Source organism: Mammaliicoccus sciuri (assembly GCF_002901825.1).
GTDB lineage: Bacteria > Bacillota > Bacilli > Staphylococcales > Staphylococcaceae > Mammaliicoccus > Mammaliicoccus sciuri.
Genome location: NZ_PPQD01000034.1, coordinates 27,323 through 51,975 on the forward strand (window position 1 = coordinate 27,323; position 24,653 = coordinate 51,975).

A 24,653-nucleotide genomic window follows, 5' to 3' on the forward strand; every position below is an offset into this window, starting at 1 on the left:
TAAATGAAGTAGTGTGATTTTATAATCTTGATTGGAAATTTGTAAAGGGTGAGATAATTATGGAAGCACAAGCGGAACAATTTTATTTAGACAATCCAGAATATTACAACAACCGAGAATTAAGTTGGCTAGACTTTAATTATCGTGTTCTTGAAGAAGCAATTGATCCTAACAATCCTTTATTAGAACAGTTGAAATTTTTAGCAATTCATAGTTCTAATTTAGATGAATTTTTTATGGTTAGAGTAGCGGGGTTGAAAGACCAAGTTAAGATGAATTTTAATGAACCAGAGAATAAAGCGCAATTGACACCTAAAGAACAACTTATCGGCATTGAAAAGAAAAATAGAGTGAACGTCGAGCTTCAATATAAGCGATTTAATGAATTAAAAGAATTGTTAAAGAGCTATAAAATATTTATTACACAACCAGAAAGATTGCCAGAACCTTTGATTGAGCAGCTTCAACATCAATTTAACACTGAAATATTACCAACACTTTCACCATTAGGAATAGATGCATACAGGCCGTTTCCAAAATTAAATAATAAAATGTTGAATTTATTTGTAGATATTAGGCTAAATGATGGCGAAATTAAATCGGCAATCGTTCCTGTTCCAACATTATTAGATAGAATTATTAAGTTAGAACATGAAGGCGTTAAATATATTGTATTTCTTGAAGATGTCATTTCATTATTTATAGAACAATTATTTAATGGATATGAAGTGATTAATACGTACACATTCAGAGTGACAAGAAATGCAGATTTAACAATTCATGAAGAAGGTGCAGAAGATTTATTAATAGAAATAGAACGATTTTTAAAAGAAAGAAAAAGTGGTGCAGCAGTACGACTTGAAATTGATAGTAGACATATAGATTCAGAAGTGAAGAGTATTTTCTTAATGAATGAACTTGAGTTATCAAACGAAGATATATACAGAGTTAATGGTCCACTAGATTTAACAGTGTTATTCTCTCTTGTAGGACAATTAGAAGATTTATTCCCAGAACTACTATTTAAACCTTATACACCACAAATACCTTCCTCATTAAGTAAAAATAATGTTTTTGAATTAGCATTGGAAAGAGATGTATTTTTCCATCATCCATATGAATCTTTTGAGCCGATTGTTGAATTTATAAAAGAAGCTTCAGAAGATCCAGATACACTTGCTATCAAGCAAACACTTTACCGTGTAAGTAGTGATTCACCAATCATTCAAGCTTTAAAAAATGCAGCTGAAAATGGTAAACAAGTTACAGTTCTTGTTGAATTGAAAGCTCGATTTGATGAAGAAAACAATGTTCAGTGGGCAAGAATGCTGGAGGATGCAGGTTGTAATGTTATTTATGGTATGACATTCCTTAAAACACATAGTAAAATTACGCTAGTTATTAAGAAAGTTAAAGGAAAAGTGACACCTTTTGTGCATCTAGGAACAGGGAATTACAATGATAAGACAGCTAAAATATATACAGATATGGGAATTATTACGACAAACCCTCAAATAGGACAAGATGCGATTAACTTCTTTAATTATTTAAGTGGTTATTCATTAAAGCCTGATTATAATGAGTTAATCGTCGCACCATTTGAAATACGAGATTTCTTTGTTGAACATATCGAACAAGAAATGGAATCTCATAAAGAACATGGTAATGGTCTCATTATAGCTAAAATGAATTCGTTAACAGATAAAAAAGTAATTAAAAAATTATTTGAAGCATCACAGTGTGGCGTCAAAATTAAACTGATAATTCGAGGTATTTGTTGTCTAAAACCAGGTATTAAAGGTGTAAGTGAAAATATCGAAGTCATCAGTATTGTAGGTAGATTTTTAGAACACTCAAGAATCTATTATTTCTACCATAATGGACAAGAAAAAATGTATCTTTCTTCAGCTGATATGATGACAAGAAATATGATTAAACGTGTTGAAATATTATTCCCAGTATTAGATCCTAATTTAGTTAAACGTTTAAAAGGTATTGTTGATTTACAACTCAATGATGGACTAAAAGGCCGTATTCAAAATAATGAAGGTTTATACCAATACAATGATGCAGGGAATAAACATATGAACTCACAAGAAATGTTAATGGATGAGGCTATGTTAGCAGGGAAAGAAATGAGAAAGTCTCACTTAAATATAGGGAGACCTGTAACGGGTAAAAGAAGTAACTTTATTAATAAATTTAAACAAAGATTAAAGAGATAAATAGAAAAAGCCAACAAAGTTAAAGCTTTGTTGGCTTTTCGCGTTATTTAATCGTCTAATGTAACTGAAATCAATTCATCTTTAAATGGATGTTCGAATTCTATTTTGTAGCTGTGTAATTTTAATTTTCTAAGTTTACTGTTGTTGTAAAGTGGATCACCGACAACTGGATGTCCTATTTCTGCAAGATGGACACGGATTTGGTGTGTTCTACCAGTATCTAATTTTAATTCTACTTCTGCTGTATGTTCATCAATCATATGACTTTCAAGTATATGTGTGATCGCACGTTGACCTGTTGGTGATACACGTCTTTTGTTTGGATGGAACTTGTCTTTACCAATTGGCATATCAATTGTTTGTGGTTTAAGTGGTAATAGACTATCAACTTGCGCTTTATATGTTCTTGTAATTTCTCTATCTTCTAACATACGATCTAATATTTTTTTAGCGATAGGGTGTTTTGCGACTAATAATAAACCAACAGTTTCTTGGTCAAGTCTATGGACAGGCTCAGCATAATCTGAATCTAACGTATAGATCACGTGATTCATAAGTGTGTTTGCTTCTTTTAAATCATTTGGATGTGTTTTAACACCTTTAGGTTTAACAACAATAGCTAAGTATTCATCTTCGTATTTAATTTCAGCTAATCGGTAACTAGAAACATATTGGCTTGATTCGTCAAATAATGGGATATTGAGTTTATCTCCAGCATTTACAGTATTTCTTAATGTACACACTTCGTCATTTATCGTAAGTTCTTTTGACATTCTTAAAAGGTGAAGTTCTTTCTTTGGTAGATGTAAAGATTTAAACATCTCTTCGATTGTTTGACCTTCAAATTTTGATGGTATTGTAATTAGCATAGCGCCCTCCAGGAATATTTCTCTCAAAATCGGGAAAAATTATATTATAACAAAAAATAAGTTATAATTATTATAACAAGAAAAAGAGATGAGGAGTATGTTTCATGTCAAAATCAATCGATAATAATGAATTTAACGTAAGTATTAATACTAGACAGATGACTTTTGATGATATTGATGAAGTTATTGAATTACAGTCTAAATGTTTTCCAGGGATGGAACCGTGGGAGAGAGGACACCTTGAAAGTCATTTAAGAATGTTTCCGAGAGGACAAATTGTTGTAGAATTTGAAGGTGAAATAATAGGTTCATGTTCTTCACTTATCATCAATTTTGATGAATATGATGACAGACATACTTGGGATAGTATTACGAATAATGGTTATATTACAAACCATAATGATCACGGTCATAATTTATATGGTATTGAAGTCATGGTTCATCCTGATTATAGAGGGATGAAAGTAGGCGCAAGATTGTATGAAGCGCGTAGAGAAATTGCCTATGAATTAAACTTAAAGAGTATCATTATAGGCGGTAGAATTCCTAACTATCATCAATATAGTGATGAATTAACGCCACGTGAATATGTACAAGGTGTCATTAAACATCGTATTAAAGATCCAGTATTAACATTTCAATTGATGAATGATTTTACGTTAATGCGTATTAATCCCAATTATTTAAATGATGATGTAAAAAGTATGAAATTTGCTACTTTGATGGAATGGAATAATCCTGATTACATAGCAAGAAGTAATGTTCATTTTAAAACGAGTGAACCTGTGAGAATATGCACAGTTAATTATATGATGCGTAAAATTAATTCATTTGAAGAGTTTGCAAACCAAATTGAATACTTTATTGATGTTGCATACGATGCGGATAGTGATTTTATCGTCTTTCCAGAATTGTTAACGACACAATTAATGAGCTTTGATGAACAAAGTAATCCGGCAGAATCTATTAGAAAATTAACTACTTATACATCTCAATATATTGAGATGTTCAATCAGTTTGCGATGAAATATAATATCAACATTATTGGTGGTTCTCATTTCGTTGAAGAAGGGGAAGATATTTATAATATTTCATATTTATTTAGACGAGATGGATCTATCGAAAAACAATATAAAATCCATGTAACACCAAATGAAAGAAAATGGTGGGGTGTATCACCTGGTAATGGCGTTGAAGTATTCGATACTGATTGTGGTAAAATAGCGATTCAAATTTGTTACGATAGTGAATTCCCTGAAATGGCTAGAATCGCAATGGAAAAAGGTGCAAAAATTATATTTACACCATTCTCAACAGAAGATAGACAAAGTTATTTACGTGTAAAATATTGTTGTATGGCACGCGCTATAGAAAACCAAGTTTATACAGTGACTTCAGGTACATGCGGTAACTTGCCACAAACTGAGAATATGGATATCCAATATAGTGCTTCAGCGATATATTCTCCTTCAGACTATGGTTTTGCTCGTGATGGTATCGTGAGTGAAACAGGTGAGAATTTAGAAATGGTTGCTATCGGTGAAATTGATTTAGAAGTATTAAGAAGAGGTAGAGAAAACGGAACTGTTAGACATCTTAGAGATAGACGACATGACGTATATAATATTACGTATAATCAATAATAATAAAGGTGATTGATATGGAAAAACCAACGCGTACAAGCCTTTTAAAAGAAATTGCAGAATTTTTAAATGAAGAGACTGAAATGTATAGTATGATGCATGGCGCACTTAAAAAATTAGTGAGTGGTAGTAACTTTCATACAGGTTGGATATTTTTTATTGATGAAGAAGGTAAACATGAACTTGTTGCTGAAGAAGCGTTACCGCCCGCTTTAACACATAATAGCTGCCAATACATGACAGAAGGTACGTGTTGGTGTGTAACAGCATATCAAAATAAAAAACTAACGAAAGCTTCAAATATTATTACATGTTCGAGAATTGTAAAAGCAACTAAAGAACATCATGATAAGACGGATGGGATTACACATCATGCAACTGTGCCACTGCGTTCTGGTAATGAACAATTTGGACTGCTTAATATTGCGACACCAAATACGAAACGATATTCAGAAGAAGATTTAGAATTGTTAGAGTCTGTAGCATTTCAAATCGGCTCTGCTATTAAACGGATATTATTAACCGATCAAGAAAAAGAAGCAGCTCGTATAAATGAAAGAAATAGGTTAGCGAGAGATTTACATGATTCTGTTAATCAAATGCTATTTTCTTTAAAAATCACTGCTCATGCTGCGAAAAGTCTTGATGATCATGAAGCGGCTAAGAAAGCTTTTCAAACAATTGAAGAGACGAGTCAAAGTGCTGTCAATGAAATGAGAGCACTAATATGGCAACTTAAACCGATAGGATTAGAACAAGGTTTAATATCAGCTATTAAACAATATAGTCAGTTAATTCATATTGAACCTGAATTTGAAGTTGAAGGACTTATTGATTTGCCGAATACAATTGAAGAGAATGTTTATCGCATTATTCAAGAATCATTAAATAATATTCATAAACACTCAGGTGTAAATAGTGCGAAAATATATCTAGAACAAAATAAAAAAACGTTTAAATTTAAAGTTGTAGATAACGGTAAAGGATTTGAAAGTCAAGATTTAGACAACAAGCTATCTCACGGTTTGAGAAATATTAAGCAACGTGTTCAAGGAATGAAGGGACATGTAGATATTAAATCAAAATTGAATGAAGGAACAGAAATTGTGATTTCTATTCCACTTTAAATGTTAGGAGTATCACACATGAGTTATAATATAATCTTAGTAGATGACCATCATATTGTGCGACAAGGATTAAGTTTCTTACTAGATACTGTTCCAGATTTCAATATACAAGCTGATTTCTCAAGTGGCGTGTTATTGCTAGAGTACTTAGAACAACATGAATCACCAGATATTGTTCTGTTAGATTTAGTTATGCCCGATATGAATGGCATTGAAATCACAAGTATCATGAAAAAGAAATACCCAAACATTAAGATATTAGTCTTAACAAGCTTTTATGATGAAGAACATGTCATATCAGCTATTGATAAAGGTGCAGATGGTTATGAAATTAAAGATGTAGAACCTGATTCACTTATACAAACAATTAGATCTGTATTAAATGGTGAGAAGAAAATTCATCCAAAAGTACAGTCTGTTATTTCTGAAAGTGAACAGAAACCACATAGAGAAAATAAATTATCAAAAAGAGAACTTGAAGTATTAGCAGAATTGGTGAAAGGTAAAACCAATAAAGAAATTGCAGAAACACTATTTGTATCTGAAAAGACAATCAAAACACATGTCAGTCATATACTAAATAAATTAAAAGTATCAGACAGAACACAAGCAGCAGTCTATGCAATGGAACACCAATTATTAATTTAAATACAGATATAATATTTTTACGAGTAAGTATTGTCATATTCAATACTTACTCGTTTTTATGTAAAATTACAAAAATAAATTTACAAAATGAAAGCCCTTAAAGTATAATATGTTACATGGGAGAAATGATTTTACATACTTTATAGGGGGTAGTTTAATATGAAAGTCAGGAAAAACTTAACTTTAAAAATTGTTATCGCTTTAGTATTAGGTATAACAGTTGGATCGATTTTTAATATGTTTGCCGGAACGGGTTTCGTTCAAGGTACAAATCAATATGTATTTAATGTAATTGGTCAAATATTCCTAAACCTCATTTTCATGCTTGTAGTACCAGTCGTATTTGTTTCAATTGTATTAGGGGTTATTGGCGTAGGTGATCCAAAATTACTAGGTGGTATAGGATTGAAAACCGTTACATTCTTCTTATGTACTACGGCAATTGCGATTATTATCGCAATGTTATTAGCTTTAGTATTTAAACCAGGTGTTGGTCAATCAGATTTATTAAATAGTGATGATGTTAAAAAATATGGTGCTGAACAAAAAGCTAAATCATCAGATCAAGCTGCACCAGAAAATCAGACATTTGATCAAACATTGATTAATTTGTTCCCTCAAAATCCAATGAAATCTATGGTGGAACAAGATATGTTACCAATTATTACATTTGCAATCTTTATTGGTGTAGGAATGATTGCACTTGGTAGTAAGGTTGAAGCGGTGAAAAAAGTCTTCGAGCAGACCAATGATATACTCATGTATATCGTTACTATGATTATGAATTACTTCGCACCAATTGGTACATTTGGACTAGTTGCAACAGCTTTTACAAACGCAGGATTTGGCGCAATTAAACAACTTGGAATGTACTTCTTTGTTGTATTATTAGCGTTAGCAGTGCACTTCTTTGTGATCTATGGTGGAGCAGTTAAATTATTAGCAGGTAAGAATCCTTTCTGGTTCTTCAAAAAATTCTTCCCAGCTATGACAGTTGGCTTTAGTTCATCAAGTTCAAACGCAACATTACCGATTTCACTAGAATGTACTAAAGAAATGGGTGTGAGAAAAGAAATTAGTTCATTCGTACAGCCTTTAGGTGCTACGATAAATATGGATGGAACAGCTATTATGCAAGGTGTCGCAACGATATTTATAGCTCAAGTATCAGGTGTCGATTTATCAATTATGCAAATGGTAACTGTTGTTGTTGTTGCCGTTATTGCTTCAATTGGTACTGCAGGTGTTCCTGGTGTTGGCCTTGTAATGTTAGCAATGGTACTGACTTCAGTCGGATTAGACCCCGCAGCAATAGGTATTATTTTAGGTATAGATAGATTGTTAGATATGACAAGAACTTCTGTAAATATTACTGGAGATGCTGCATGTGCACTAATTTTATCTGAAAGAGAAAAGTCAAAATTTGTAAAAGAATAAATAATTTAGTGTATTAAAGGGGTAAATTGATATTAAATTCAATTTACCTCTTTTAATTTGGTTAAAAATGTATTATGATGTTACTTGTGCTTGAAAAAATCGTGTATTTTTGCAACATATTAAATCAATTAATATAAATATTAAAAAGAAAGGTAGATATAGATGGATAAACAAACATTTACAACAATAATCCAAACAAAATTCAAAATGGTTCGTATTGAGGCTGGATACACTCAAGATACTATGGCGAATACAGTAGGATTATCTAAGAAAACTTTAGTGCAAATTGAAAAAGAGAGAGTATTACCTAACTGGACGACATGTGTATCAATTTGTGCATTATTCAGAGATTCAGATGTTTTAAATACTACTTTTGGTTGTGACCCATTAGAAGTTATTCAAATCATATCTCGTCATCATTGTGCATATCCAAACCATGACAATACTAGCGATATTTACTGGGTAACACTTGATGCTAAATCTGGCTATATTTTACAATCTAATAAAAAATCAGATCTTTATAGAGTCTTAAACGAAGAACGTCAACCAATCTTCGGTACTGCGAAAAAACGTGAAGCAGAAACTTATTTCTTACGTAAAACGCAATCATTATTTGTTTAAAATTTGTATAATATTTGTTAAAAGCTACTTCTTGGATTATTCTAAAGAAGTAGCTTTTTTAGAAGGAGAATTTCCATGTCAACAATTATAACCGTATTTAGCATGATGGTAATTGGTGCGTTAATAGGTGGATTTACAAACTTTATTGCAATTAAAATGTTATTTCATCCATACCATGAAATTAGATGGTTTGGATATAAATTACCGTTCACACCAGGCTTAATACCAAAAAGAAGAAATGAATTATCAGAAAAAGTAGGTGAGATGGTTACTAAACATCTCTTAACACCTGAAGTATTTAAAGAAAAACTTGTGAATCCAAGTACGAAGAAAGTGCTTGAAGATACGATTAAAGTCCAATTTAATACTTTGAAAGAGAAAAAATATACCATTCAAAACTTTGTGGATCGAATTGATTATCCACTTGAAGAGAAATTAAATGAAACGATTAAATCTACTATTAAAGAAAAGATTGATCAATATTATACATCTCATAAAAATGAAGACATTAAATCACTTATTCCAGAAGAAATACTTGAGCAATTAAATATTCAACTTAATCGTGTAACACCAGAAATTTTAACAAAGATTGATGAATATTTAGTTTCTGAAAAAGGAGAACAAGATATTCATTCGATGGTTGAAGAATTTTTTGAACAAAAAGGTAGAATGGTCGGCATGATTCAAATGTTTATGACAACTGAAGATATCGTATATAGAGTTAAAAAAGAACTAAGAAATGTCATTAAACAAGAAAAAATCAAAAATATGATTGATCTACAAGTGCATAATCAATACGACAAATGGATGGCTAAACCTTTACAAGAAGTATTAACAGATGAAAGAAAAGAAAAAGCCAAAACATTATTCGCAACTGAGATTACAGAATCTATTAATGTTAATAAATATTTAAATACACCTTTAGATGAACTCGTTCCAAATTTATTTGTATATATGGAAGGAAGAGGAACAGAAAGATTTATTGACTATATGATTGGTAAAGTCGGTGATAATATTAGCTTAATTTTGGAAAGAATGAAATTAGCTGAATTGATTAAAGATCAAATTGACCGATTTGAATTATCTTATTTAGAAAAATTAGTCATAGAAATCTCTAATAAAGAATTAAAATTAATTACATTATTAGGCTTTGTATTAGGTGGAATTATTGGATTATTACAAGGAATAATCGCTATTTTTGTATAAGACCTAGAATTATGATACAGTATTATTGGAATTGATTTTCTAATACATTTATTTATTATAGGAGCGAATTAATTATGGCAGAAGTAAACATTTACGACAAAGCGAATGAACTAGAACAAACTTTACGTGCAAGTGAAGAATATAACAAAATTAAAGAACAATATGAAAAAGTTAATGCAAACCCAGAAACAAAAAAATTATTCGATGAATTCCGTGAAATTCAATTAGAATTACAAACTAAACAAATGCAAGGCGAAGAAATTTCAGAAGTAGATATCGCTAGAGCTCAAAAATCTGCTCAAGAAATTGAACAAAACGAAACAATCGCTGAATTAATGCAAGCTGAACAAGCAATGAGTCAATTAATTCAAGATTTAAACCGTGTTATCATGAAACCATTAGAAGATATCTATGGTAGCCTTGAAGAAAACCAAGAAGGTTAATTAATTAACTTTTATGAGTCGACAAAGTCATTAGACTTTGTCGGCTTTTTTGTGGGAATTTTTATGACAGATTATATAGAGTGGGGAATGTTGATGAGAGTAGGCTGTTATTAGCAGTTTTGGCTGAAGGTGCAAATACTGGTGTTGTTATTAGCAGTTTTGATGAGAACTGCAAATAGTGAGTGCGTTAGTAACACTTCGGCTGAGATTTGTAATTAAGGTGGTCTATAGTAACACTTCGGCTGAGATTTGTAATTAAGGGGGGGTATAGTAACACTTCGGCAGAGTTTTGTAATAAGGTGGGTTATAGTAACACTTCGGCAGAGTTTTGTAATTAAGGTGGTCTATAGTAACACTTCGGCAGAGTTTTGTAATTAACGCCCTCGTTACGAACAAGTTTAGCCAGAAGTGTTCATAACATATCCATTACAATCTTCCATAGTAATAATTCATATGTCACTTTTTTGTTGTTCATTCTTATATGTGCGATGTATCGTATACGCGCGGAATATGGTAAAATTAAAGCATTAAAAATCTTTATAAATCTGATTATTCTATTGGTTGAGCTTGAATATAATAATTAAGAAATGAGCTAATATTGAAAGAGGTTAGGTATATGATTAAATTTATACATTGTGCGGATTTACACCTTGATAGTCCATTTAAGTCTAGACATTATTTAAGCCCTTCTATTTTAAGCGATGTAAAGCAAAGTGCATATAATAGTTTTAGAAAAATTGTTGACGACGCAATTAAAGAGCAAGTTGACTTCATCGTAATTGCAGGGGATTTATTTGATCAAAATAATAGAACTTTGCGTGCAGAAGTGTTTTTAAGAGAGCAATTTCTTAGATTACAAGATGAACAAATTTTTGTTTATATCATACATGGTAACCACGATCCTTTATCTGTGGGTGTCCATACTGTTTGGCCAGAGAATGTTACAGTCTTCTCTGATAAAGTTTCTACTTATCAACTTATTACGAAAAATGGGCAAGTTGTTTATTTACATGGTTTTAGTTATCAAAAAGATCAAAGTTATGAGAATAAAATTGATGAATATCCTGAATCTACAGGTAACAAAGGAATACATATTGGTGTTTTACATGGTACATATTCACAAGCTTCAGGTGTGAAGCAAAGATATACTGAATTCAATATTGAAGATTTAAATAGCAAATTATATCATTACTGGGCATTGGGGCATATTCACGAAAGAGCAATGATTAGTGAATTATCTCAAGTCCATTATCCTGGTAATATACAAGCCCGTCATTTTAAAGAAAAAGGTGAAAAGGGTTATTTACTCGTTGAAGGCGATGAGTCTAAATTACAAGCATCATTCAAACCAACTCAATATATTAGGTTTGAAAAAGCAGTCATTGAAACACAAGCTAAAGGTAAACACGCATTATACGAAGCGATACAAAAATTCAAAGATAGTGTGAGAACAGAAGGTAAGGCTTTTTATCAATTAGACGTTTATGTCAAACATGATGAGATTTTAAAGCAAGATGAAATTAACCAAGTTATACAATTGATTCAAGAGTATGAAGAGAATCAAACAAACTTTATCTTTGTTGAACAGTTGAATGTCTTTTTTGATCAAGATTCAGAAGTAGCATTAGCGAATGAGTTCAATGATGATATTTTACAAGATGAGAACATTCTTGAAGAAGCCCTCAGTGATTTGTATATGAATCCAAAAGCAAATAGATTTTTAGAGCCATTTAGTGATGTTGATAAACAAGCACTTATTGAGCGTGGGGAAGCAATTTTAAAAAGAAGAATGAGAGGTTAAAGCGATGAAAATTAAATCTTTAGAAATTTATGGCTATGGCCAACTCATGTCTAGAACAATAAAATTTGATCAAAGTTTTATGCAAATATATGGAGAGAATGAAGCGGGCAAATCAACGATACAAGCGTTTATTCATTCTATATTATTTGGCTTTCCAACTAAAAAAGAAAATGAACCAAGATTAGAACCAAGACTAGGGAACCAATACGGCGGTAAGTTAGTGTTAGACTTCGATGGTCAAATTGTTGAAGTAGAACGAGTTAAAGGTCGTGTAACAGGTGATGTTAAAGTATATCTTTCTAATGGTAAAGTTAAAGATGAAGAATGGCTGAAACAAAAGTTAAATTTCATTAATAAGCGAACTTATCAAGGTATTTTCTCTTTTAATGTATTAGGTTTACAAGATATTCATAAGAACTTAACTGAAGACCAGCTTCAAATGTATTTACTTCAAGCAGGTGCACTAGGTTCAACTGAGTTCACAGGTATGAGCGATTTAATGCAAGTTGAGAAAGATGCATTATATAAGAAAAATGGTAAAAATCCAGTGCTAAATGTTCAATTAGAGCAGTTGAATGATTTAGAAATTAAGATTAAAAACGAAGAAAAGAAACTATCAGAATATGAAAGACTTCAAGATGAAAGTGATAAAACATCTCGAAGATTAAATCAATTAAAAGAGAATCTTGGCAAACTTACTGACAGGTTAACAAATAAAGAAAAAGAAATTTCACTACATAATGAAGTGGTTGAATGGAAGAAATTAGAAGGAAATTTAAATATAGAACCATATGAATTCCCTGAACAAGGGATAGAGCGTTATGAATCAGCTGTACGTTCAATTGAAAGTATTAAACGCGATTTAACGTTAAGAAATGAAAAGCTTGGACAAGTCGTACATACTTTAGAAAATGTAAAAGTCATGTCCGAACGAGATGAAAAAGCGCTCAATAGTATTAGACAAAGAGAATCAGATATTAAAGAAAAACATCAAGAATTAAAACAATTAAACCAGCAAATCGATAATGCTGAACGTGATAATGAATTACTTAGACAAGATATCGGCTGGAATGAAGAATTTTTAGATGTAGATACGTCTGATGCGATGAAGACACATATAGCTGAAGTCAATCGCATTAGAGAAGAAAACGTTGCAGAACGAGAGCAAATTAAACGTTCGCTCAATCAATTATCTATAGAACAAGAGCGTTATACTAATAATGTTGATAAATTGCATAATAATCTCGTATCTGATGAGAATTATGAACAAAAGAAAGTATATAACCAAAAAGCGCTAGAGCTCGGTGAAAAGAAATCGCTATACAAAAAAATGGAAGAAAGCTTTAATAAGCAAAAAGAAGAAAGTGAAAAGAGAAGTAAACAATATAGACTTGCTTCTGGAATTGGTGGCATATTATTAATCGCAATTGCAATTTATGCGTTTATCGCATCACAAATCGTATTTAGTGCTATATTCGTAGTTGTAGGTGTCGTATTAGTAGGATTAGCCTTTATGATTAAATCTAAAGAATTAAACCATGATCAAGCATTTTCTAAGGAAATTGATGAACTAGAAGAAAAAGTACAACACTTAAAGCAATTTTATGATTTAGACTTTAATCTTGATGAACAAACGAAAATTAGACAAGAATTAGAAAGTTATTATCAGTCTCAAGAGATTTTATCTACTAAGCAAACTGAATTAAATAAAGAACTTGAACAAGTAGAAGAAATTATTGAGAACAAAGAAAGAGCACTTAAAGAAACTAAAGTGAGTTTACATGTTTCTAATCAAATTTCTTCTCAATTATTAAATGATGCATTGTCGACAATTAGAAAAATTAAACAAAATAGATTAGAAATCACACGCATTACTAAAATAAGAGACGAGAAACAAGCGGCTTTAGAAGCATTTTATAGAGAAGCTGATAGCATTGTGAGTCATGCAGGATTACATTATCAAGAGATTTCACTATTTCATGATGTCAAACAAGCTTTAGACGAACATCAAAAAGAATTTAATATTCAATCACGCAATAACGACCAACAAGCATTATTAACAAATGAAATAAATGCATTGAATGCACGTTTAGAAGAAAATAACAATGTGATTCAATCTTTATTTGACTTCATTAGTGTAGATAATGAAGAAGCTTATTATCGTCATCATAAAGCCTTTGTGTCTTATCACGAAGATTTAAAACGATTTAATTATTTAACAGATTTATTGAACAATCAAAATTACGATTACGATAAAAATACACAACTAAGTTATATGACAAAAACAGACCTAGAAAATGAACGTACTCAGTTAGAAGGTCAAGTTGATGAATATAATGATCGCTATTTAAATGTTCAAGCAGAATTAAGTGATTTAAATGCTCAAATCAATCATATGGAAACGGATGAAACACTTTCAGCTTTAAGACATGAATACCATTTACTTAAAGATAAAGTGAATGAAACTGCAAATGATTGGGCAGCATTAAGTTATTTACAAAACTTAGTTGAAGCACATATTAAACAAATTAAAGATAAACGACTACCATATGTTGTGAAAGATGCTACAGATATCTTAAAAGCATTAACAGAAGGCAGATATAATCAAGTTATTTATGAAGAACAAAATGTACAAGTTAGACATGAAAATGGACAAATATTCCATCCTACTGAATTAAGTCAGTCAACGAAAGAATTATTATATATCGCGTTAAGATTTAGTTTAATTAAATCTTTACAAAAATATTATCCATTCCCAATTATCGTTGATGATGCATTTGTGCATTTTGATAAACATCGTAAAGAAATTATGATTAAATATTTAATGAGTATGAAAGATGATATTCAAATACTTTATTTCACTTGTAATAAAGATCAAAATGTACCTCAGAAACAAACAATTACGCTGACAAAAATAGAAGGAGCTAAGAGCAAATGAGAACTATAGAGACATTAAAACCAGGAGACTCAGTAGATCATTACTTTTTGATTCATAGAGCAACTCAAGGTGTTACAGCTCAAGGTAAACCATATATGACACTTTATCTTAAAGATAAAAGTGGTGATATAGAAGCAAAAGTATGGACGGTAACAAATGAGGATATTCAATTACTCGTACCTGAAACGATTATTCGTGTGAAAGGTGACGTTATTGATTATCGCGGAAGAAAACAAATGAAAGTTAATCAATTTAGAGTGGCTGTAGATGAAGATAATGTGAAGTTGGAAAACTTTCTAGAAGCGGCGCCATTATCAATAGACGATATGTCAGAAGAAATTATGACGTATATACTAGATATTGAAAATGCTAAATTACAAAGAATTACACGTATATTACTGAAAAAGTATCAAAAAGAGTATTTTACATTCCCAGCAGCTAGTTCACATCATCATAATTTTGTTTCTGGCTTAAGCTATCATGTTGTTACAATGTTAAGACAAGCGAAAGCATTGTGTGATATTTATCCAATTTTAAATAGAAGCTTATTATATAGTGGTATTATTCTACATGACTTAGGTAAAGTAAAAGAGTTATCAGGACCAGTCGCAACATCATACACAGTTGAAGGGAACTTGTTAGGTCATATTTCAATCGTAAGTGATGAAATTGCTCAAGTTGCAAAAGAGCACAATATAGAAGGGGAAGAAGTCCTCTTATTGAGACATTTAGTTTTAAGTCATCATGGTAAATTAGAATATGGATCTCCAAAATTACCTATGGTTAAAGAAGCAGAAATTCTTCATTTTATTGATAATATTGATGCAAGAATGATGATGTTTGAAAAACATCTTAAAAAAGTAGATAAAGGTCAATTTACAGAGCGCATCTTTGCTTTAGAAAATAGACAATTTTATAAACCTGAAACTTTAGATTAATCAAAAAAGCTATGAAGAAACATTTAACGTTTCTTCATAGCTTTTTAATTTTAGCTTGCTGATGATTGTTGTGCTGCTTGCATTTGTTGTTGTTGTAATGCTTTTTCGTTTAAGATATTATCTTCGATTGCTTTTTTAATATCTTTATCTTTGTAATCAACTTTGTATTCATCTAATAATTTTTTGTAAGCATTGATGATGATCTTAGGTTCTTTTTGGATTTTTAGTTGACGATATTGTTCTTTAAGGCTAGCTTTTTCTTTCTTAGATGGTTCGCCTTTATCTGCTTTTATAATATGGTAACCATATTGAGATTTAACAACATCTGAAATTTCGTCATCTTTTTTAAGTTTGAATAATGCTTTTTCAAATGATTCATCCATTTGACCTTTCAATACAAATCCTAAAGCACCGCCTTTAGATTTAGTACCTTCATCTTGTGATTCTTTCTTAGCGATTTTTTCGAAATCATCTGGATTTTTCTTAATTTGAGCTAGTAATTTTTCAGCTTTTTTCTTAGCTGCTTTATCACTTAAGCCTTCTTCTGAATCTTCTGATTTAACTTTAATTAAGATATGAGAACCTTTTTTAGTGTTTTCATCGATTTCTTTGTCAGAAACTTTTACGGCATCGTTGATAAATTCTTCTTGATATTTAGAAGTCTTTTGAGATTCTTTAAAGTCTTTAATAGTAGCACCTGGTTTTTCTTGTTGTAGTGCTTCTTCAAATTTCTTCTTACCACCATATTGCTCGATTTGTTTATCAACTTGTTCGTCTAATTTCTTCGTATCAACTTTGTCTTCGTATTTATCTTTTAAGACTTTGTTAAGTACAATTTGAAATGCATTTTGTGCGACTTCGTTATTACCCATTTTGTCTAGTACGTCTTGTGAAGTTACGTTTCCGGCTTTAGTTTCTACTAAGGTTTCTCCAGAATTATCTGAACCATTACCACAAGCGCCTAAAGTTAATACTGATGCTGAAAGTGTTACAGGTAACACTATTTTTTTAATTGATTTCATAAATAGAACTCCTTTTGTAAGAATACAATGATAAATATAGCATATTTGCTATTTTAATTACAAAAAATAACCTATAAATGTTCGGCATCCAGTGAACGTTTTGTTAACAATTCGATACCATTTTTTCTTTCTTCAATATAAGTACCTTTTTTTGTAAATAAAATAATCTTCAAATAAAGTAAGTCAATAATTGATATGCCAATATTAATAGACATTATAAATAAAATGTAATGTCCATATTGTGGAATTATATTTACGAGTGCAATAGATAGGGTAGTTATCGTTACGAGCGGACAAATAAGTGCAAAACAAAATACAATCTTATTAACTGGTTGATCTACTCTAATATTATATAAAGGTAAAGCGCGTTTAGCTTTAGTTGTTTTGTTCATTTTAAATGACTTACGATAATACATTAATACAATCAAATGCAACAATTTATGAATTGGATAAATTAAGCAAAGGACGAATAAGAATAGTATAAACTTATCGTCCTTTAAAGGTTCTGTTTGTATATAATTGAATATTTCGTAAGTGACGATAAATGTTAAGAATGAAACTAAAGCACTAATTAATACAATTCTCTGTAATCCGTAACGAGACTGTATATTTATTGATTTAGAACACAAAAACATAAGAAATGTCACCTTCTAAGATATGATTTATCTTGATATTATGCATCATCCTCAGACTGTTCGTCAAGTAGATATTTTCTTAATTGTTCATGGTTTTGTTCAATGTGATGAATAAAGTCGCTACCGTATATTTGACCAACGATATATTTCACATCTGTAAATTCTGGCATATTGTACATAACCTTTTCATAATCTGCAGCAATTTCATATAATCTGTTTGTATCATTTGAATAGTTTAAATATGTCTTTCTTAGCACTGCAAGACCTTTATCCGTTAACTCTAAATAAGTTGTTCGCTTATCGTGCTGACTTTTAGGCATTGTTAAATAGCCACGTTTTTCTAAATTTTTAGCGAAATTGAAAACAGTAGATACATGCATAACACCATATTTACTCACTTCAGAAATTGTAGCTTCATTTAAACTTCTAATAATAATTAAAATATGATGTTCATTAATATTTAAGTCGAAAGGCTTAATCCACTGCTGCCAATCTTTCTCGATTGTCTTCCATAAAGCTTTAGATAACTGTGAAACCTTATGAGTAAATAACATTTTCTCAATCATGTCCAATTCATTCGACATAGTTACATCCCCCTTTTTTGTATAATAAAAGCATGATACTAATGTATCATGCTTAGTTATAACACTTTAATAATATAATAATTTTAACATGTTTTCTAATTTTTTAGAAATGGAAGCTTAGTATTTTGAATTTCTTTTTGAATTTCATTGCCACGATTACTAATATTTTCAATATTTTTCTGGATTTGTTCAATATTGGGGTTAATATCAGCTTTAAATTCATTAATCATCGTTTTAATTTCTTCACTTAATGATTGAATGGCAATTTGGCTTTCGTCTTTCGTCTTTAATACATAATCTTTTATTTCAATAGCATTGTCTTTAATTTCACTTAATTGAATTTTAGAACCGTCAGCAGTTGATTTTAAATCTGTCTTCAAAGCATCACCAGAACGGTCTGTATTTAAAATAGCTGTTGTAAAACCTGTTACAAATCCTACACCAACACCAATTGCGAGTCTTGAAAATTTCATAATTATCCTCCTTGATATCTCTTATTTAAATATATACCCTAAATTTTTGTAAACATGCAGTGTATTAAAAATGCTGTTGAATTGTTTGTGCGATTTCTGCTTTTTTTTCATCATCTAATTGATCTTCATTCGTATTCCAAATATAACCGAAACCATCGATATCTTCTTTATATCTAGGGATTAAGTGGAAGTGGATATGGAATACAGATTGTGAAGCATACTCACCATTATTTTGAATAATATTTAAACCATCAGGGTTGAAAGCTTTCTTGATGGCATTCGCGACGATTGGTAAAGCTTCAGCTATGTGTTTCATTGTTTCTGGATCTGTTTCATAAATATTAGGTGAAGCTTTCTTTGGTATAAGTAATGTATGACCTTTACTTACTTGAGAAATATCTAAGAATGCATATACATAATCATTTTCGTAAACTTTGAATGATGGAATTTCACCGTCGATAATTTTGCTGAATATTGTTTCTGACATACTATCATCTCCTATGTAAATATTAGTTTTATTATATCATGCTCGTAATATCATCTCACTGATAAAGATAATATTTAATGAATGTAACATTGAGAACATGCTACAATATATTTTGGAGGTGTGTTCACGTGACAATTAAAGTGAATAATTTAACAGGTGGATACGGTAAAAAAGCTGTTATCCATGATATCTCATTTGAATGTAAACCAAATGAAGTAGTAGGACTTATTGGTTTAAATGGTGCAGGGAAGAGTACAACAATTAAACATATACTTGGCTTATTAACACCACAACAAGGTGAGATGTCCATTAATAATATAGATATTAAAGCAGATATAGAATCTTATAGAAGAAATCTTACATATATACCAGAAAGTCCAGTTTTATATGATGAATTAACTTTAGAAGAACATATATACATGACTGCTATGGCATATGGTATAGATAAAGACACTGCACTTGAAAAGGCAATGCCACTATTGAAAAGACTAAGACTTGAAAATGAATTAAAAGTCTTTCCGATACATTTTTCAAAAGGTATGAAACAAAAAGTTATGATTGTTTGCGCATTCTTAGTTGAACCGACCCAATATATTATAGATGAACCATTCTTAGGGTTAGATCCATTAGGTATACAAACAATGTTAGATTTAATAGTAGAAAGACGTAATCAAGGATCTTCAGTATTAATGTCTACACATATACTTGCAACTGCTGAAAGATATTGCGACAGATTTATTATATTACATCAAGGTCGTTTAGTAGCGATGGGCAATTTAGAAGAACTGAGAGAAAAAACAGGACTTAACAATGCAACGCTAGATGATATTTATATACATTTAACACAAGGTGAAGCGTATGAATGATGTAAATACTTTATATAAGGTTAGACAAAGAGAAGAAGTATTAGAGAAAATGAATTACAATAAATTCATTTTTAATGGTCATTTCTTGATATTTATAACCATTATGATTGGCGCATTCGCGTTAGGCTATAGTAATTGGTTAAAAGACATTCCACAAAATATTAACTATCGACTAATCTTTTCGGTTATATTATCTATTTGTTCGATATTTCCAATGAGGACTTTTTTTAGAGAAGCGGATAAGTTATATTTATTACCATTTGAGAAACACTTAACGGTCTATATTAGAAAAGCACTGACATATAGTTATTTTAATCGACTATTTTTACCAGTCGTGATTTTAGTGATAGGTCTACCATTATTCTATCAATTAATGGGTGGTAAATTTTACTTATATATCACGGTTATGATATTGAGTTTCGTCTTTCCAATTCTAGGACTGATTATGAAATGGTTCTGGTTAAAATATGGATTAGAAATTTGGGGGATTAATGTATTACTCTTTATCGTGTATGCGAGTGGTTATTACACAACTTTAAAAGTAGGGGCATTATCAGGTCTATTATCTATTGTCGTATTGATTGCTTTAATTATTTTATTAGAAAATATCAATCGAGGTACTTTTTATCAATGGGAAACATTAATCGCTATCGAACATAATCATAAGATGAATTATTATAAATTTGTTAATATGTTTACAGATGTAAAAGTATTAAATGAAAGAACAGTTCGTAGAAGATATTTAGATGTATTCTTAAAAGTTCCGAGTTCTAAGAAATTTAATCAAGATTATATGTATAAATTCTTATTTGTTAGAAGTTTTGCAAGAGGGAAAGATGCATTCTTTATCGTATTAAGATTATTGATTATCGGACTTGTACTCATTTGGTGGATTGACCAGCCAGTTATATCAGCAATATTAGGTGCTTTAATCATGTACTTGTTGATATTACAATTATCTCAATTTTATAAACAACAAGCATACGGATTGTGGCCTCAAGTATGGCCGGTTAGTGAAGGACAAGTTGTTAAAGGCTATCATCAATTTTTAATTAATATCATGATTGTTTTAGGTATTATTTTATCAATCATATATATATTGAAATTTGTTACAGCTATTTATTTCGTTATATTATTCTTCATTGTTGGTTGGTTAACAATAGATTCTTCCATTAAGAAAATTAAAAAACATCAAGAGCTACTTAGAGATTAATAACAAATAAACAAGAAGAAATGACTCAGTGAGAGTCATTTCTTCTTGTTTATTTTATAATTATGCTTGTTCGTTTTCAGTTTCTTCATCTTCTTCAGGTCTATACCAGTACTTTGTATAATTTGCTGTTGAATATTGTTCAGCACCAGAGAATTTACGAGTAGCCTCTCTAGAGAAATATTCAGCGTAGAAAGATGATTTAGTGAAATCTTCATATAATTCGTTTGAATCGAAACCAACTAATATCATATAAGTATCGCCTTTTCGAGGTTTGAGTAATCTAAATGATTCGAACCCTTCGAAATTATCGAATTGACTGTCGATATCTACATAATGATTTTCGAATCGATGTTGCATTTCATCAGATACAGGAATGTAGCTTGCTGCTATAAATTCATGATTGATAAAAACACCTTTTGATTCTAATATTCGATATTCTCTAGGTTGTGCAAATACTGTATCACCATTTGTTTCATGAATAAGTACTGTCGTATCTTGTCTCGTATAATGATGAATATCTTCATTTGGATGTTTCTTCATTATATTGTGCAGAAAATGATACGTACCTGTTGTTATATAACATTTCATAATGATATACCTCCTATATCTCTTTAATTAGATTATAAACATGTAAGCGCTAAAATCAACCAATTCATGAAATCTTTTGTATAATTTATGAATTTTTGTGCACAGAGATGTCTTTATAATAGAATATGTTAAAATAGATTGTAATGATTATAATGAGGTGAAATAAATGAGTGTACCGTTTAACGATACAATTTTAAAAGCAGCAAAGGGAGAAAAAACATCTCATACTCCAGTTTGGTTTATGAGGCAAGCAGGTAGATCACAGCCTGAATACAGAAAAATTAAAGAAAAGTATTCACTATTTGAAATTACACATCAACCAGAACTTTGTGCATATGTTACAAAATTACCAGTAGACCAATATAATACTGATGCTGCAATTTTATATAAAGATATTATGACACCTTTAACTGGAATTGGTGTAGATGTAGAAATAAAATCTGGAATAGGACCTGTTATACATAACCCTATTAAAGACATTTCTGATATTAATCGATTAGGTCAAATTAATCCTGAAGAAGACGTGAAATATGTCTTAGATACGATTAAACTTTTAACAGAAGAACAACTTAACGTACCATTAATAGGATTTACAGGCGCACCATTCACATTAGCGAGCTATATGATTGAAGGTGGACCATCTAAAAATTATAATAAGACTAAAGCGTTTATGTATAAACAGCCAGAAGCTTGGTTTAAATTAATGGATACATTAGCTGATATGGCAATTCGCTATACACATGCTCAAATTGATGCTGGATGTAAGATGATTCAAGTATTCGATTCATGGGTAGGTGCGTTAAATGCTGAAGATTATCATTATTTCATTAGACCATCTATGAATAAAATTTTTGCAGCAATTAAAGAAAAGAACGTACCTGTTACAACATTTGGTGTTGGAGCAAGCCATTTAATAGAAGAATGGAATCAATTACCGGTTGATGTAATCGGGCTAGATTGGCGCTTACAAATCAAAGAAGCTAGGGAAAAAGGTATTACTAAGACGTTACAAGGAAACTTAGATCCAGCTATTTTACTAGCACCATGGGAAGTTATTGAAGAAAGACTCGTTCAAATATTGGATCAAGGTTTAGTAGACCATAATTATATCTTTAATCTTGGACATGGTGTCTTTCCAGAAGTACAACCTGATACATTGAGAAGAGTTGCTCAGTTTGTGCATGATTATTCAGCAAAATATAAATTACAACAAAGATAGGTTATTAAACAGCTTAATTATATTAAAGGGAGTATAGAAGATGAATAAAAAAGTGGGACTTTTAGTTATGGCATATGGTACACCTTATAAAGAAAGTGACATTGTGCCTTATTACACACACATTAGACATGGTCGTAAGCCATCTGATGAGCAAATTGAAGACTTAAAAGGACGTTATAAAGCGATTGGTGGTATTTCACCATTAGCAGGTACAACAGAGAAACAAGCAGAAAGTTTACTTGGCGCATTAAATGAAGCATATGAAGATGTTGAATTTAAATTATACATTGGTTTAAAACATATTCATCCATTTATTGAAGATGCAGTAGAACAAATGCATAATGATGGTATTGAAGAAGCGGTTACGATTGTATTAGCACCTCATTATTCTAATTTCTCAGTTGGAAGTTATAATAAACGTGCTCAAGAAGAAGCTGATAAATACGGTATTTCAATGCATCACGTTGAGCAATTTTATAATGAACCGGCATTCATTTCTTACTGGACAAACATGATTGACGAAACATTACAAACGATTCCAGAAGAAAGTCATGATGAAACAGTATTAATCGTTTCAGCGCACAGTTTGCCTGAAAAAATTAAAAAAGCAAACGACCCATATCCTGATCAATTAGAAGAAACTGCTAAAATTTTAAGTGAAGAATCTAACATCAAACATGTATCAGTAGGTTGGCAATCAGAAGGTCAAACTGGAGAACCTTGGTTAGGACCAGATGTTCAAGATTTAACGAGAGACTTATACAATGAACATGGCTATAAACACTTTATATATACACCAGTAGGATTTGTATGTGAACATTTAGAAGTATTATATGACAACGACTATGAATGTAAAGTTGTTTGTGATGAATTAGGCGTGAAATATCACAGACCACCAATGCCAAATATTGATCCTAAATTTATAGAAGCAATGGTATCAGCAATTAAGAAAAAATTCTAATTCGATATTCGAATAAGAAAGAAGTGTTAAGTATGTCAAAACGAATTGCAATAATAGGGGCAGGGATAACTGGGTTATCTGCTGCCCATTATTTAAGAAGAGATTATCCAGATGCACAAATTGATGTATATGAACAATCAGACAGAGTAGGCGGCAAAATTAAAACATATCGTAAAAATGGTTATACAATTGAACTAGGGCCAGAATCATACTTAGGTAGAAAAACAATTATGACAGAATTGGCTGAAGAAATTGGGATTGCTGATGATTTAGTAACAAATAAAACAGGGCAATCATATATTTACAGCCATAATAAGTTATATCCAATACCAGGTGGTTCAATTATGGGTATACCGACAGAAATTAAACCATTTCTTAAAACACAATTGATTTCTCCAGCAGCTAAATTAAGAGCGGGTTTAGATTATTTCTTACCTGTTAAACCGATGCATACAGATATATCAATCGGCCATTTCTTTAGACAAAGATTAGGTGATGAAGTATTAGAAAACTTAATCGAACCTTTAATGGCAGGTATTTATGGTGCAAATATTGATAAATTAAGCTTAAAAACAACATTCCCTCATTTTAAAGAACAAGAAGAAAAAGAGGGTGGCTTAATAAAAGGTATGATAGCTCAAAAAGCTAAAAATAATGCCGATAAAAAAGTAACAGTCAAACCAAAAGGCCAATTTAAACAATTTAGACA

Annotated in this window: 23 protein-coding genes; 16 read left to right on the top strand and 7 right to left on the bottom strand. The window is 30.8% G+C overall.

The window, feature by feature from the left end:
* Window positions 1-59: 59 nt before the first annotated feature.
* Window positions 60-2,225, top strand: a complete 2,166-nt coding sequence (locus CD035_RS11560) for an RNA degradosome polyphosphate kinase (RefSeq protein ID WP_048539841.1) — start codon at window positions 60-62, stop codon at window positions 2,223-2,225.
* 47 nt (window positions 2,226-2,272) lie between these two features.
* Here CD035_RS11560 and CD035_RS11565 read toward each other — a convergent pair whose 3' ends face one another.
* Entirely contained in the window at window positions 2,273-3,094 is an 822-nt protein-coding gene (locus CD035_RS11565) for an RluA family pseudouridine synthase (RefSeq protein WP_048539842.1), read from the bottom strand.
* A 104-nt stretch (window positions 3,095-3,198) separates the two neighbouring features.
* Here CD035_RS11565 and CD035_RS11570 point away from each other — a divergent pair, with 104 nt between their 5' ends.
* The 10 genes from CD035_RS11570 to yhaM all read left to right on the top strand — a co-directional run bounded on the left by CD035_RS11570 (window position 3,199) and on the right by yhaM (window position 15,896).
* Entirely contained in the window at window positions 3,199-4,737 is a 1,539-nt protein-coding gene (locus CD035_RS11570) for a bifunctional GNAT family N-acetyltransferase/carbon-nitrogen hydrolase family protein (protein WP_048539843.1), read from the top strand.
* Window positions 4,738-4,754: 17 nt separating this feature from the next.
* On the top strand, window positions 4,755-5,864 hold the full coding sequence (locus tag CD035_RS11575) for a GAF domain-containing sensor histidine kinase (protein WP_048539844.1): 1,110 nt from the start codon (window positions 4,755-4,757) through the stop codon (window positions 5,862-5,864).
* Between the two features lie 18 nt (window positions 5,865-5,882).
* The gene (locus CD035_RS11580) at window positions 5,883-6,512 is read left to right on the top strand and encodes a response regulator (protein ID WP_048539845.1); all 630 of its coding nucleotides are present in this window, start codon (window positions 5,883-5,885) and stop codon (window positions 6,510-6,512) included.
* A gap of 159 nt (window positions 6,513-6,671) precedes the next feature.
* Window positions 6,672-7,949 carry a dicarboxylate/amino acid:cation symporter gene (locus CD035_RS11585; RefSeq protein WP_048539846.1) on the top strand — a complete coding sequence of 426 codons (1,278 nt, stop codon included), beginning with the start codon at window positions 6,672-6,674 and terminating at the stop codon, window positions 7,947-7,949.
* 162 nt (window positions 7,950-8,111) lie between these two features.
* Window positions 8,112-8,570, top strand: coding sequence for an XRE family transcriptional regulator XdrA (gene xdrA, locus CD035_RS11590; RefSeq protein WP_025904809.1), 459 nt, complete (start codon window positions 8,112-8,114; stop codon window positions 8,568-8,570).
* Between the two features lie 75 nt (window positions 8,571-8,645).
* Window positions 8,646-9,776, top strand: a complete 1,131-nt coding sequence (locus CD035_RS11595; protein ID WP_048539847.1) for a DUF445 domain-containing protein — start codon at window positions 8,646-8,648, stop codon at window positions 9,774-9,776.
* Window positions 9,777-9,850: 74 nt separating this feature from the next.
* Window positions 9,851-10,219, top strand: coding sequence for a YlbF/YmcA family competence regulator (locus CD035_RS11600; protein WP_048539848.1), 369 nt, complete (start codon window positions 9,851-9,853; stop codon window positions 10,217-10,219).
* 616 nt (window positions 10,220-10,835) lie between these two features.
* Window positions 10,836-12,020, top strand: coding sequence for a metallophosphoesterase family protein (locus CD035_RS11605; protein ID WP_025904812.1), 1,185 nt, complete (start codon window positions 10,836-10,838; stop codon window positions 12,018-12,020).
* Window positions 12,021-12,024: 4 nt separating this feature from the next.
* Window positions 12,025-14,958, top strand: coding sequence for an ATP-binding protein (locus CD035_RS11610; protein WP_048539849.1), 2,934 nt, complete (start codon window positions 12,025-12,027; stop codon window positions 14,956-14,958).
* On the top strand, window positions 14,955-15,896 hold the full coding sequence (gene yhaM, locus CD035_RS11615) for a 3'-5' exoribonuclease YhaM (protein WP_025904814.1): 942 nt from the start codon (window positions 14,955-14,957) through the stop codon (window positions 15,894-15,896). The genes CD035_RS11610 and yhaM overlap by 4 nt, the downstream gene beginning before the upstream one ends.
* A gap of 50 nt (window positions 15,897-15,946) precedes the next feature.
* Here yhaM and CD035_RS11620 read toward each other — a convergent pair whose 3' ends face one another.
* From CD035_RS11620 to CD035_RS11640, 5 genes are all read right to left on the bottom strand, one after another.
* Window positions 15,947-16,918, bottom strand: a complete 972-nt coding sequence (locus tag CD035_RS11620) for a peptidylprolyl isomerase (protein ID WP_048539850.1) — start codon at window positions 16,916-16,918, stop codon at window positions 15,947-15,949.
* A gap of 71 nt (window positions 16,919-16,989) precedes the next feature.
* Complete coding sequence (locus tag CD035_RS11625; protein ID WP_025904816.1) at window positions 16,990-17,553, bottom strand: DUF3267 domain-containing protein; 564 nt, start codon at window positions 17,551-17,553, stop codon at window positions 16,990-16,992.
* 38 nt (window positions 17,554-17,591) lie between these two features.
* Window positions 17,592-18,137: an HTH-type transcriptional regulator Hpr gene (locus CD035_RS11630; RefSeq protein WP_025904817.1), complete on the bottom strand. Its 546-nt coding sequence runs from the start codon at window positions 18,135-18,137 to the stop codon at window positions 17,592-17,594.
* Between the two features lie 95 nt (window positions 18,138-18,232).
* Window positions 18,233-18,610 (bottom strand): YtxH domain-containing protein, encoded by a 378-nt coding sequence (locus tag CD035_RS11635; RefSeq protein ID WP_025904818.1) that lies wholly within the window; start codon window positions 18,608-18,610, stop codon window positions 18,233-18,235.
* A gap of 64 nt (window positions 18,611-18,674) precedes the next feature.
* Complete coding sequence (locus tag CD035_RS11640; RefSeq protein WP_025904819.1) at window positions 18,675-19,097, bottom strand: HIT family protein; 423 nt, start codon at window positions 19,095-19,097, stop codon at window positions 18,675-18,677.
* Window positions 19,098-19,225: 128 nt separating this feature from the next.
* Between CD035_RS11640 and CD035_RS11645 the strand changes: the two genes are divergently transcribed.
* A complete protein-coding gene (locus CD035_RS11645; RefSeq protein ID WP_048539851.1) occupies window positions 19,226-19,963 on the top strand; it encodes an ABC transporter ATP-binding protein in 738 nt (245 codons plus the stop codon).
* Window positions 19,956-21,176 (top strand): ABC transporter permease EcsB, encoded by a 1,221-nt coding sequence (gene ecsB / locus CD035_RS11650; RefSeq protein ID WP_048539852.1) that lies wholly within the window; start codon window positions 19,956-19,958, stop codon window positions 21,174-21,176. The genes CD035_RS11645 and ecsB overlap by 8 nt, the downstream gene beginning before the upstream one ends.
* 60 nt (window positions 21,177-21,236) lie before the next feature.
* Here ecsB and CD035_RS11655 read toward each other — a convergent pair whose 3' ends face one another.
* Window positions 21,237-21,764: an antibiotic biosynthesis monooxygenase family protein gene (locus CD035_RS11655; protein WP_048539853.1), complete on the bottom strand. Its 528-nt coding sequence runs from the start codon at window positions 21,762-21,764 to the stop codon at window positions 21,237-21,239.
* Window positions 21,765-21,930: 166 nt separating this feature from the next.
* Between CD035_RS11655 and hemE the strand changes: the two genes are divergently transcribed.
* From hemE to hemG, 3 genes are all read left to right on the top strand, one after another.
* The gene (gene hemE / locus CD035_RS11660) at window positions 21,931-22,983 is read left to right on the top strand and encodes a uroporphyrinogen decarboxylase (protein WP_048539854.1); all 1,053 of its coding nucleotides are present in this window, start codon (window positions 21,931-21,933) and stop codon (window positions 22,981-22,983) included.
* Between the two features lie 40 nt (window positions 22,984-23,023).
* Entirely contained in the window at window positions 23,024-23,944 is a 921-nt protein-coding gene (hemH, locus tag CD035_RS11665; protein WP_025904824.1) for a ferrochelatase, read from the top strand.
* 32 nt (window positions 23,945-23,976) lie between these two features.
* Window positions 23,977-24,653, top strand: a 677-nt coding sequence (gene hemG, locus CD035_RS14185; protein ID WP_229412548.1) for a protoporphyrinogen oxidase, incomplete at its 3' end; no start/stop codon positions are given.